11 protein-coding genes are annotated in these 11,819 nt (G+C 60.0%); 9 read left to right on the top strand and 2 right to left on the bottom strand.

Features of this window, described 5'->3' with window-relative positions:
• Positions 1-5: 5 nt before the first annotated feature.
• Genes KI235_RS02395 through KI235_RS02365 form a run of 7 tightly spaced genes read left to right on the top strand, consistent with a single transcriptional unit; the run spans position 6 to position 5,310 of the window.
• Positions 6-734, top strand: a complete 729-nt coding sequence (locus KI235_RS02395; RefSeq protein ID WP_003197020.1) for a class I SAM-dependent methyltransferase — start codon at positions 6-8, stop codon at positions 732-734.
• Entirely contained in the window at positions 731-1,213 is a 483-nt protein-coding gene (locus KI235_RS02390; RefSeq protein WP_003197018.1) for a DUF3261 domain-containing protein, read from the top strand. Before KI235_RS02395 ends, KI235_RS02390 begins: the two co-directional genes overlap by 4 nt.
• Positions 1,210-2,406 (top strand): beta-ketoacyl-[acyl-carrier-protein] synthase family protein, encoded by a 1,197-nt coding sequence (locus KI235_RS02385; RefSeq protein ID WP_212795471.1) that lies wholly within the window; start codon positions 1,210-1,212, stop codon positions 2,404-2,406. Before KI235_RS02390 ends, KI235_RS02385 begins: the two co-directional genes overlap by 4 nt.
• Positions 2,403-2,870, top strand: coding sequence for a hotdog family protein (locus KI235_RS02380; protein ID WP_003197012.1), 468 nt, complete (start codon positions 2,403-2,405; stop codon positions 2,868-2,870). Before KI235_RS02385 ends, KI235_RS02380 begins: the two co-directional genes overlap by 4 nt.
• On the top strand, positions 2,867-3,595 hold the full coding sequence (gene fabG, locus KI235_RS02375; RefSeq protein WP_003197011.1) for a 3-oxoacyl-ACP reductase FabG: 729 nt from the start codon (positions 2,867-2,869) through the stop codon (positions 3,593-3,595). Before KI235_RS02380 ends, fabG begins: the two co-directional genes overlap by 4 nt.
• On the top strand, positions 3,595-4,821 hold the full coding sequence (locus tag KI235_RS02370; RefSeq protein ID WP_003197009.1) for a beta-ketoacyl-ACP synthase: 1,227 nt from the start codon (positions 3,595-3,597) through the stop codon (positions 4,819-4,821). The genes fabG and KI235_RS02370 overlap by 1 nt, the downstream gene beginning before the upstream one ends.
• 42 nt (positions 4,822-4,863) lie before the next feature.
• A complete protein-coding gene (locus KI235_RS02365) occupies positions 4,864-5,310 on the top strand; it encodes a hypothetical protein (RefSeq protein WP_003197008.1) in 447 nt (148 codons plus the stop codon).
• 158 nt (positions 5,311-5,468) lie between these two features.
• On the opposite strand, the gene KI235_RS02360 is transcribed toward KI235_RS02365, so the two are convergent.
• Positions 5,469-5,789 (bottom strand): PAAR domain-containing protein, encoded by a 321-nt coding sequence (locus KI235_RS02360; RefSeq protein WP_027911937.1) that lies wholly within the window; start codon positions 5,787-5,789, stop codon positions 5,469-5,471.
• Positions 5,786-6,319: a PAAR domain-containing protein gene (locus KI235_RS02355; RefSeq protein WP_003197002.1), complete on the bottom strand. Its 534-nt coding sequence runs from the start codon at positions 6,317-6,319 to the stop codon at positions 5,786-5,788. The genes KI235_RS02360 and KI235_RS02355 overlap by 4 nt, the downstream gene beginning before the upstream one ends.
• A gap of 324 nt (positions 6,320-6,643) precedes the next feature.
• On the opposite strand from KI235_RS02355, the gene KI235_RS02350 reads away from it, so the two are divergent.
• A complete protein-coding gene (locus tag KI235_RS02350; RefSeq protein WP_235395366.1) occupies positions 6,644-7,615 on the top strand; it encodes an alpha/beta hydrolase in 972 nt (323 codons plus the stop codon).
• A gap of 431 nt (positions 7,616-8,046) precedes the next feature.
• Positions 8,047-11,796 carry a DUF6543 domain-containing protein gene (locus KI235_RS02345; RefSeq protein ID WP_244864273.1) on the top strand — a complete coding sequence of 1,250 codons (3,750 nt, stop codon included), beginning with the start codon at positions 8,047-8,049 and terminating at the stop codon, positions 11,794-11,796.
• Positions 11,797-11,819: the final 23 nt, after the last annotated feature.

Below are 11,819 nucleotides of genomic sequence, written 5' to 3'. Positions count from 1 at the left end.
CAACCATGAGCTACCTGAGCGACAACTACGTCGAAGAGACCCGTTTCGGCTTCTGGTTCCTGCGCAGCCACACCTGGCAGCACCATGTGTTGCGCGTGGCGATCAACGACCTGCGCAGCCTGTTCAGCACCCCGCTGCCGAGCAACCCGGTGCTGCTCGACGCTGGCTGCGGTCAGGGCAAATCATTCCAGTACCTGCGCCAGGTGTTCGCGCCACAGCGCCTGATCGGCGTGGATGCCGACCCTCACAGCCTGGACCTGAGCCGGGAGGAAGCCGCACGCCAAGGCATGGCCGTGGAACTGATCGGCAGCGACTGCGCGACCTTGGCGGTGCCCGATGCCAGCGTCGACCTGTTGTTCTGCCACCAGACCTTCCATCACCTGGTGGAGCAGGAGAAAGCCCTCGCCGAGTTCTATCGCGTACTCAAGCCCGGCGGCTATTTGATGTTCGCCGAATCCACCGAAGCCTACATCGACACCTGGGTGATTCGCTGGCTGTTCCGCCATCCCATGCACGTACAGAAAAGTGCCGCGCAGTACCTGGAGATGATCCGCGAGCAAGGCTTCCAGTTCGAAGCCCGCAACGTCTCCTACCCGTACCTGTGGTGGAGCCGCGCCAAGGACTTCGGCTTGCTGGAGCGTTTTGGCCTGCGCCGCGCCAAACCGTTCGGCGAGCGCGAGGAAACCCTGGTCAATGTGGTGGCTCGCAAGCCCGTCGAAGGGGCCATCGGATGATTCGTGCCCTGCTTGTCGGCTGCCTGTTGCTGCTCAGTGCCTGCGCCAGCCATGCGCCGCTGCCCGAGCGCACGCCAACCCTGGCCTTGCCGATGCAACTGCACATCGAGCGGACATTGGCCGGCCAACGCCAGGACTGGCTGCTGGTGATCCAGCGCGAAGACGCCGGCATCCGTTGGTCGATGATGGACCCGCTGGGCATTCCCGTGGCCCGCCAGCGCCTGGTCGCTGGCCAGTGGCAGGCCGACGGTCTGCTGCCGCCCAATGCCGAAGCCCGGGAGTTGTTCGCCGCGCTGTTGTTCGCCCTGACCCCCGAAGCCGAACTGCCGGGCAACTACCCGACCGCCCGGCAACAAGCGTCGCAACGGACCCTCGATTCCCGCTGGCAGGTGCGCTACACGCAGCCGCTGGATTTTGAAATGAGCCTGCCCCAAGGCCCCCGCTACCGCATCACACCGTTGACCGAGAACGCCCCATGACCGCCTATTTGAATGCCCTCGGGGTGATCTGTGCCCTGGGCCGCGACAAGCACACCGTCGCGCGCAACCTGTTTGCCGGCGACTGCTCGGGCGTGCGTATCAAGGACGGCTGGGTCGCCGAACGTGCATTACCGGTTGCCGCGGTGCCGGGTGAACTCGCCCCCATCCCCCCAACCCTGTTGGCGCACCGCAGCCGCAACAATCAGCTGCTGCTGGAAGCCGGGCTGCAGATTCGCGCCGAGATCGACCAGGCCATCCAGGCCTACGGTCGCGCCCGCATCGGCATCGTGTTGGGCACCAGCACTTCGGGGATCGATGAGGCCAGCCAGGGCATTGCCCATTACCTGCGCGAGCAACACTTCCCCGACGGCTACGACTACCAGCAACAGGAACTCAGCGCGCCGGCCAACTTTCTTTCCGACTGGCTCGGCCTGAGCGGTCCGTCCTACGTGATTTCCACGGCCTGCACCTCCAGCGCCCGCGCCTTGATGAGCGCCCGGCGCCTGCTCGACCTGGGCCTGTGCGATGCCGTGCTATGTGGTGGCGTGGACAGCCTGTGCAAACTGACCCTCAACGGTTTTTCCGCACTGGAAGCGGTGTCGAACGAACGCTGCAATCCGTTTTCAGTGAACCGCAGCGGCATCAACATTGGCGAAGCAGCCGTGCTGTTCCTCATGAGCAAGACGCCAGGTGACGGGACACCGATTGCCTTGCTCGGTGACGGTGCCAGTTCCGATGCCCACCATATTTCCGCACCTGAACCCAGTGGTCGCGGCGCCCGCCAGGCCATGGAAAAAGCCCTGCGTTGCGCTGGCCTCGAGGCCAGCCAGATCGACTACCTGAACCTGCACGGCACCGCCACGCAACACAATGACGCCATGGAAAGCCAGGCGGTGGCCGGGCTGTTTCCAGCGGGCGTGCCCTGCTCGTCCACCAAGCCCATGACCGGCCATACTCTCGGCGCGGCCGGGGCACTGGAAGCGGCATTCTGCTGGTTGGCCCTGAGCGCAGAAAACACCGCCCTGGCCCTGCCGCCGCATGTCTGGGACGGCCAGGCCGATCCGGCCCTGCCGGCGCTGGACTGGGTCACCGCCGGCACCCACCTGAACCCGGTCACCCCGCGCCGCCTGATGAGCAATTCATTTGCATTCGGCGGCAACAACGTCAGCCTGATTATCGGAGACGCCCCATGATTGACTGGCCGCTCGCCGAACTGCTGCCCCATGCCGGCGACATGATCCTCATCGACCGGATCCTGTCGTTCGATGACGAACAGATCCATGCCCACGCCACCGTCAAGCCCGGCGGTTTGTTCAACCGCGACGACGGCGCGCTGCCGGCCTGGGTCGGCATCGAGCTGATGGCTCAAAGCGTCGCGGCGTTTGCCGGTTGCCATGCACGCCAACGGGGTGATGCCGTGGCCCTGGGCTTTTTGCTCGGCACCCGCAAGTTCGAATGCAACGTCGAGTGTTTTCCCGCCGGCGTCGAGCTGACCATCCACGGCGTGCGCTCCCTGGAAGACGACAACGGCATGGGCGTGTTCGAATGTCACATCCACGCCCCCGGCATCCATGCCTCGGCCCGGCTCAACGTATTCCGTCCGCCCCAGGCCGCCCATTACCTTCATGAACCGTCCGCAACAGGAAACCCGTCATGACTGAATCCGTACTGGTCACCGGCTCCAGCCGTGGCATCGGCCGCGCCATCGCCCTGCGCCTGGCCCAGGCCGGGCACGACATCGTGCTGCACTGCCGCAGCGGCCGCGCCGAGGCCGAGACGGTCCAGGCGCAAATCCAGGCCCTGGGCCGCAACGCCCGGGTGCTGCAATTCGACGTGGCCGACCGGGCCGCGTGCAAGGCCATTCTCGAAGCCGATGTCGAAACCCACGGCGCCTATTACGGCGTGGTGCTCAACGCCGGCCTGACCCGCGATGGTGCCTTCCCGGCCCTGAGCGAAGACGACTGGGATGTGGTGATGCGCACCAACCTCGACGGTTTCTATAACGTGCTGCATCCGGTGATGATGCCGATGATCCGTCGTCGCGCCGCCGGGAGGATCGTCTGCATCACCTCGGTTTCCGGGCTGATCGGCAATCGCGGCCAGGTCAACTACAGCGCCTCGAAGGCCGGGTTGATCGGCGCGGCCAAGGCGTTGGCAATCGAGCTGGGCAAGCGCAAGATCACCGTCAATTGCGTCGCGCCAGGCCTGATCGACACCGCCATGCTCGATGAAAACGTACCCGTGGAAGAACTGATGAAAATGATCCCCGCCCAGCGCATGGGCACCCCGGAAGAAGTGGCGGGTGCGGTGAATTTCCTGATGTCCGCCGAAGCCGGCTACATCACCCGGCAGGTCCTGGCCGTCAACGGAGGCTTGTGCTGATGAAGCGCGTCGTCGTCACCGGCATGGCCGGTATCACCTCCATAGGCAGCGACTGGGAAACCATCGCCGCCAACTTCGCCGCCAACCGCAGCGGCATCCGGCGCATGGATGAGTGGGACCGTTTCACCGAACTTAACACCCGCCTGGCCGGGCCCATCGATGACTTCCAGGTCCCCGCCCACTGGACCCGCAAGCAACTGCGCAGCATGGGCCGGGTTTCGCGCCTGGCGGTTGCGTCGGCGGAACAGGCCCTGGCCGACGCCGGCCTGCTGGGCGACGAGTCGATCAAGGACGGGCGCATGGGCGTGTCCTGCGGTTCGTCCACCGGCAGCACCGACGAGATCAAGGCCTTTGGCAACATGCTGCTCAACAGCGTGGCCGAAGGGTTGAACGCCAACTCCTACGTGCGAATGATGCCCCACACCACGGCGGCCAACATCAGCATCTTCTTCGGCTTGACCGGGCGCCTGATCCCCACCTCCAGCGCCTGCACCAGCGGCAGCCATGGCATCGGCTATGCCTACGAGGCCATCAAATTCGGGCGCCTGCCGTTGATGCTTGCCGGTGGCGCCGAAGAGCTGTGCCCGACCGAAGCGATGGTGTTCGATGCGCTCTACGCCACCAGCCTGAAAAACGAAGCACCGCAAACCAGCCCGCGCCCCTACGACAAGGACCGCGACGGCCTGGTGATCGGTGAAGGCGCCGGCATGCTCGTGCTTGAAGAACTGGAACATGCGTTGGCACGCGGCGCGCGGATCCATGCCGAGATCGTCGGCTTTGGCAGCAACGCCGACGGCCAGCACGCCACCCGCCCCGAACTGCTCACCATGCGCCGGGCCATGGAACTGGCCCTGGAAGATGCCGGCCTCGAACCCTCGGCCATCGGCTACGTCAACGGCCACGGCACCGCCACCGAACAAGGTGACATCGCCGAAACCCTGGCCACCAGCAGCCTGTTTGGCGAACACATGCCCATCAGCTCGCAGAAGAGTTTCCTCGGTCACACCCTGGGCGCCTGCGGCGCGCTGGAGTCCTGGTTCAGCATCGAAATGATGAACCGCGACCTCTACGTGCACACCTTCAACCTCGATGAGGTTGATCCCCAATGCGGCAAGCTCGATTACCTGCGTAACGAGTTCAGGTCGATGAGCAACGAATACGTGATGAACAACAACTTCGCCTTTGGTGGGGTCAACACCTCGCTGATTTTCCGCCGCTGGCACTGAATCGGATTCAAAACCCTGTTACCCCTCGTCAAGGAGACCATGATGTCGTTGAAGAAAATCGCCGTGACCGCCGCCCTGTTGCTCAGCACCCTGCCAAGCCTCAGCCAGGCCCGTGATACCGCGCTGTTCCTGCCGTTCGACAAAGTCGTCGCCGAAGCCATCCGCACCGGCAAGATCGACGGCAGCGTGAAGTTCTACCTGGCCGGCAACAAACCGGCCGGCAACGTCACCGTGGTCAGCCCAGGGGCGGTGACCAACAAGAAAACCAACGCCTTCAACAAATCCGATGAAGTAGCCTGCGAATGGGTCCTGCAATCGGCCCTGATCAGCCTGCACCAAGCCGCCAAGAACGCCGGCGCCAATGCCGTCACCAACATCGTCAGCTTCTACAAGAGCAACGAACGCAAGGACCCCACCACCTACGAATGCCACGCCGGCGCGATCATGGCGGGTGTTGCGTTGAAAGGGGATTTGGCGAAGGTGCAATAAAAAAGCACCTTTTGAAGTCCCCGCTGGGGTATAGGAACTGTGTAGGAGCTGTCGAGTGCAACGAGGCTGCGATCTTTCCCCAGACACTTGAGTCCCAAGCGAAAGATCAAAAGATCGTCCGAACGCGGCCCGAGCCTTCGGCAGCTCCCACAGGGACGTCAAGCCAGTTGAGCGACTCGGCTGGCTTGCGGTGCGGGGTCTGCATTTTTGTAGGTGACCCAGAATACCGAGGGGATCAGTCGTGCTTTGCAGGGGCAGGTACTGTGGCTATCCAGGGTGCCGGCCATATGCCTGCCATGGCTGACCATGTGCCCGATACCGCCCCTGATCTGATAGGTGTTCCCGTCCTTTCCACAAGAGACGCGGTCACCTTCGCGGGCATGCTGCAGGCCAAACATGTTCACCTTGCCATCGCCATCCAGCACTTTCCCACCGCACGTGGTCTTGTCACCCTGGCCGATGAAGTAACCCCTGTTCATTGGATGTTCTCCTTCATCGCATTCGAGTGCAGGTGATGAACATCCGCCAGCCTGAGAGCAGGCAAAAAATCCTCTGCCATCGGCACACCTTCACGCACGATGATCAGGAAACGTCTCTGAAGTGTATTGATGATCTCGTCGCCATTGCTCAGGCGGCTGCCGACCAGTGCGATGTTGCTGTTGGCTTCCCCGGCGGCGGTTATGATCCGTGCCGTGGTGCCATCGGCATACACAACCTGATCGCCTTTCTGCGCGGCTCGTACTTTCCAGCCATTATCCAGGGTGAACGTCAACGACGATGACACTTGCTGGATCGTTCCGCCGTTACGCGTCTGGCTGCCCTCGGTGGCCACTCGGTAAATAGCGATGGGAGGATGAGCCTGGACGTGCGCCTTTTGTCGATTAATCCATGCCACGACTTCTTTGCTGTAACCGTCGAGTTGCCGTTGCTCCAAGTACAAGTCGTCCAAATGGCGGAGGTATTCAGCAGAGACTTCGTTGGTGTATGGGGACAGCAAGAGTTCATTCATTACTAAGGCTCCTGTTCAAGGGACGTTATCCGTTGGCCTTTGGACTGAACGCTAAGCCGGACGAATTTCGGAGCAATGAATAAGACGTTGCAGCGCTAGCAAGTCGCAATCCCGGCAGCACGGCATTAGGAGCGAACAGGAAATTTCGGAAAAGAAAATGCGCACTTTCCTACAGCCAAGAGGAATCTGACAGTCCAATCCTGTTTTTGCCGTTTGTCGGAACTGTCATCTTCGACAGTATCGGTGGGGTTCCGGATCCCATCAGGCTTTAACCACTTGAAAAATTGCCTTTCCATTTTCAGATGTTTAAACCCGGTTTCAAAAATGGATAAAAAATTGATGAATACGATCGCCTGGTCAGGCGTCACAGCCGTGTCTTCTCAACGCCACGCCACATCGCCCTCCTTGGAACAAGGCGGCATTGTTGTGGACGGTGTGCTATTTACCCGCGCCCATGCGCAGGTGAATGGCATTCGCCTTCACTATCTTATGAGCGGTAATGGCGAACACCCGGTTTTGCTGGTGCATGGGTTTCCGGGAAGTTGGCGCAGCTGGGAGACGTTGATGGGGCCATTGGTGCGTGCTGGTTTTACCCCGATCGTTCCTGATTATCGCGGTGCTGGCGAAACTGATATTTCAACAGGTGGCTATGACAAAAAAAGCATGGCGCATGACCTACACCAACTGGTATCCCTCCTGAACATCAAGCAGGTCGATATTATTGGTCACGACATGGGTTTAATCATTGCCTATGCCTACGGCGCGCTTTACTCCGATGAAACCAAACATATCATCTTGATGGATGGATTCATTCCTGGCATCCCTGGATGGGAAACCGCTTACAACGGAAATATTGAAGCGGGCGTGGCAAGTAAATGGCACTTTCGCTTTTTTGGTAAAACGGCCCTGTCCATGATCCAGAGGCAGGAGAAAACCTACCTGGACATGTTTTTTGATAATTTTGTCTTCGCGGGCAACGGTACGGTACGTGAAGAGGTGCGCCAGGCGCTGGTGGAGGACTACTCCCGACCTGGGCGCATGGAGGCGGCATTCAAGCTTTATTCGGCCTGGGTAGAGCATGATGTGAATGACAACCTGGCTTTTGCCCAGAATAAGTTGACGGTTCCGCTGCTCACCATCGGCGGCGACAATTCGAGAGGTAAAACCTTGGCCGAGCAGGCCTTGCACATTGCTACGCAACCGCACTCATTAATACTGGTCAATACCGGACATTGGGTATTGGAAGAACAACCGCAGGCTACCCGCGACGCTATCCTGACCTTTCTTGCACAATAAACAATCAGTCAAATTCGCTTTGTCACAGGCGCTCGTACAGCACCTTCCTTTGTATGTGCGGTATCTATCTACCACCCTATCGTCGCCTGCCTTCAATAGGTTGCCCTTCCGAAAAACTCTCAGGAAGAGCACATGCAGGAAGATACCGCCCCCATACCGTCTTTCAACCTTCCGCAGGCCGATAGCGTCACTGACGCCAGCGCCCTACTGACAAGCCGGCTCACGACCTCGCAGCAGCACATGATCCGCTTGAACAGTGCCGTTCCCTGGCCCTCGACGGCCACGAGACAGCATCTGGACTACTGGTTCAAAAGAACCTTCCCCGCCTTGGCGGGCACCATGGCCGTCGAAACGTTGTCGGTGTGCACGCTGCAAGAGGAGCCTATCCCCCTTCGAAACGAGTCCCCGACGGGCCGATGTCCCGGCGGACAGTGAAAGATATCGTTTTCCTCGAGACCCTTTTCTGGCGCGCCGTTGCCGGTCAGATGAATACCCGTGAGTTTTTCCTCGAAATCGACAACCTCGAGGTTGTCGTGACGAAAGACAACATCACCCAAGTGCCCAGCGCCCTGAACAGTCGTGAAGCAAAGGAGGAGATCAAACGCCTGCTGAACACCACGCCAGCGTCTTATGAACGGCTGCTGGCGCGGGTCCTGGACGACTTCTGGAGTAAACCGGCCGATTTCACCCGAGGCCGCAACGTCGGTGACTGGCTGGCGGAAGAACTGGGCACGCAACTGCAGGTACAAGCGGATCTTCATTTGCTGGATACAACGCTGAGCCAGGCAATGCACAAGGCAGTGACAGACCATCTGGCGGCGCAGGCCACCAGACCCGGGGTTTTCAACCTGAGCCTCACTCTCCAAGGTTGGGGATTCAGCCTGCCGGTGCCGGGTGCCGTCGTGCTGACACGGCCCGACCATACCGATCATTCGGCGGACGCCGTGCTGTACCGTCCGGGTCATCCGCTGGAGGTGCATGGCAGCCTGACGGAACTGAAGGCCAGCCTGATGGAGGACGATAACGTTGAGGACCGGTTGGACACCGCACCAATAGCAGGGAATTTCCTTGTTCATTTGGTCAGCGATTTGCGGGCGGTGCAGAAAGCAGCCGTGAGCAATACCTTGTTGAACGGCCCGACCGAGGAAGAGGAAATCGCCGCCTGGGTGAGCAGGCTGGATGCCGCGGCGGACATCGGCGATAAGCTGGACCTGGCGGGCGCCATGGACGAGCGCGAGCTGCGGCTGAACCTGAAAAACTTGAATGACTGGCTGCACGACCTCCCCCACATCACCGGTGACGACCGCCTGGCATGGTGGCGGGCGGCGCAGGCCCTGCACAGCAGCCTGGTCGATACACCGCCCCCAGCGGACCCGGTGACGCTGGCCACCGCGCAGGCGCTTCGGGAGCGGACCCGTCGCCTGCTCGCCGGCTTCATCGGGGAGAAATACCCGCCAGCCGACCCTGAAGATGTGTCGCTGAGTATCAGAAAACAACTGACTGACCCGCATGCACCAACGGGCGCCTCACCGTTCGGGTCCGGGGTTTCGCAAGGTGGCGTGAGGGGGGTCATGGATGACCGCCGTTCCATGACCGAGTGGGCGATGTCCAACCTGACCCAGGACGAACGCAACGCCGCTCAGCCTAGCGTCGTCGGGCCGCTGAGCTTTGCGCAGATTATAGAGACCATCGAGCGGGCAGACATCGGCACCCGGCTGGCGACCGATGTGCAACTCGCCGCCCGCCAATCACAAGCGCAATGGATGACCCTGAAAGCGCAACAGATACGGGCCCAGGCGTGGACCGCCCATATCTCGGGCGACCTGAGGCACGACAAGGACAGTATCGGACTGAACCTGGTGCTGGCAGCGTTGGACAGTCCGACACCGGATCGGCGCGCCAAGGTCAACGGGCACGACGTGGTGGTCCGTCAACTGCAGTGGGGCAACAGCGTGCTCAGGTCGATACTGGCGTTTGGGGTGAAAACCGTGTCGAGCCGCCCGTCGCTGACGCTGTACACGCCGGGAGCACCGGACGGCAAGGTGTTCAGGGACGTGGATGCGGCCAGCGGTCGAACGTTGGAAAGCACCTTGGCGCAGACGCTCACTGCCACGCCACAAATGACCCGCTGGCTCATTTCGCAACTGCCGCTGCTGGAGCAGGCCGTACAGCTTGCCAGCATGGTGCCGGCCTCGGAAAAGCTGACGTTCGAGGAGAAGATAAGAAAAGTCACACAGTCGGCTTTCGTCTGGGCGAGGACCAGGGCACAGAACGACTTTGCGACGAAAATCTCCTCGCCCGTGGTTGGAGGGAACTTGCTCCAAGCACTGTATGAAACGCAAATAACCCACGCGATGAAAACCGCGGACATGTTGACGGTGACCAACGCCGAACGCGACAGCGCAGCCGCGCGGGAGGGGCGCAGAAACGGCGTCATGTTGTTGACCGGGGCGATGTCGATGGCGCCTGCGGGCCGGCTGGGCGGAATACTGGGACGTGCGATCCTGCCAACGATGGCCGGAGGGACGGCGGTGGCGGCAATCGATGTCGAAGACGGTCACTTCAGCCAGTGGACACGTGATTTTATCAGCGGACTGGGCGAGGTCATCGCCGAAGCCGGGCAGGATCTGATCATGGCGCGTGCAAGGCGTCATCAGGCACGCCCGGCGCTGTCCTCCCTGCCCCGCATGCCGGATCCGGAGTTGGAGGCTTTTCACCTCAGGGGCTTTGACAGCAAGGGGTTGATCCCCGAAGGCCGCAATCGGTACAGGGACACCAGCGGGCAGGGTTACCTGACCATAGGAAAGTACTTCTACAAATCGGCGATTCAGGGAGGCGAACGGATTATCTACGCGCCTAACAACCGTACAAACCAGCGGACGGTGACCTGGAAAAACGGCAGTTGGCAGGTTGAAGCACGACAGCGGTTGCTGGGTGGCGGGGCTTTACAGAGTCTGATCGGTCGATCTCCAGAGACCCTGCAACAGAAGCGATGCAACATATTGCTGGAAGGTGCTTTGGCGGACCAACGCAGGCCCTCCGTTGAATTGGTCAACACCGTAAAGAATCTTGTTGATTCAATGCCTGATGAGCTGGTTGTACGAATACTCCATGAGAGCATGGAGGATGTTGGCATGCGCGACTTGGATTCTTATCGCGCACAAATAACCTCCCTCTATCAAACGCAGGTAATTCCCCACGCAAACATGAAGCATAAAATCAACATATGGATGCACGTCGATACTGCGACCAAAGTCATCGAATCAAGAGGTGATGGCTTCAACCTTACAGCCGCCCAACAAATACTGATATTTGACAAGATAGAAATACTTGGTCCAAAGCTGTTCAATCACCGAGGTGAGTTCAATACGGCCATCACCATATTGCCAGATAACGTCACCGGGGCTGTATTTCTAGCGATCACCCCCGAACGAGGAAAAAAGCGAGACGCCGTCCGTAATATTGCAGATACCCATACCGAAATATTGGAAGTCGCACAAGCCAAACTCCTCGCCGAGCTGGAACCGCTATTCCCAGGGAGCGGCCCGGATGTAGAGGCCGCCAGGAGAAGATACGTTAACGCCGCCGAACGCCAAGACGAATACAAAAGAAAATTCATCAATGCCTTCAGTACGGAAATGCGCCGCAGAAACAGACTCGGGCTACTGACAGAAATCAGGCAACATGAAATCCCTTACATCATCGCCAACAAAGGCAAGTCGCAACGCAGGATGATGGTTGTTACCGAAGAGGAGATTACAAAATTCACCCGAAACTTATCCCGCTATGATGCGTTCGACATCGAGGTCGTGACACAGGCCCGGACAAACAGGGTGACCGGCACCCGACCTCCAACCACGCCACCTACTTCAGCGGTTCCGTCGCCTGCGGCCGACAAGTTCATGGTCGATACCAGCCCACTGGCGGACACGCAAATGTCCTACGATAACTTCCCTGAAACAGCCAGGGCGAAAGTAGTAGAAATCATGGATGACATTCGTGCTGGCAGGGTGACGACGAAGAAAATCAATCAGTATTACTGGTACGACATGGCTCGACTGGTTCCAGGAGGTGGCCGGGGCTTGTGGCGCGCCGCGTTCGAACGCCAGGGCGATACGTGGACACTCCAGGGTTTCTATAATTATCACGTAAACAAACCGGCGACCGTCTGGGGGGATTGAGATAGAGAGCCCAGAAGGCGTAG

The organism is Pseudomonas sp. St386, assembly GCF_018325865.1.
Lineage (GTDB): Bacteria > Pseudomonadota > Gammaproteobacteria > Pseudomonadales > Pseudomonadaceae > Aquipseudomonas > Aquipseudomonas brassicacearum.
Note: the sequence above shows the minus strand (reverse complement) of the source record. Positions and strands in the feature narration are given on the sequence as shown.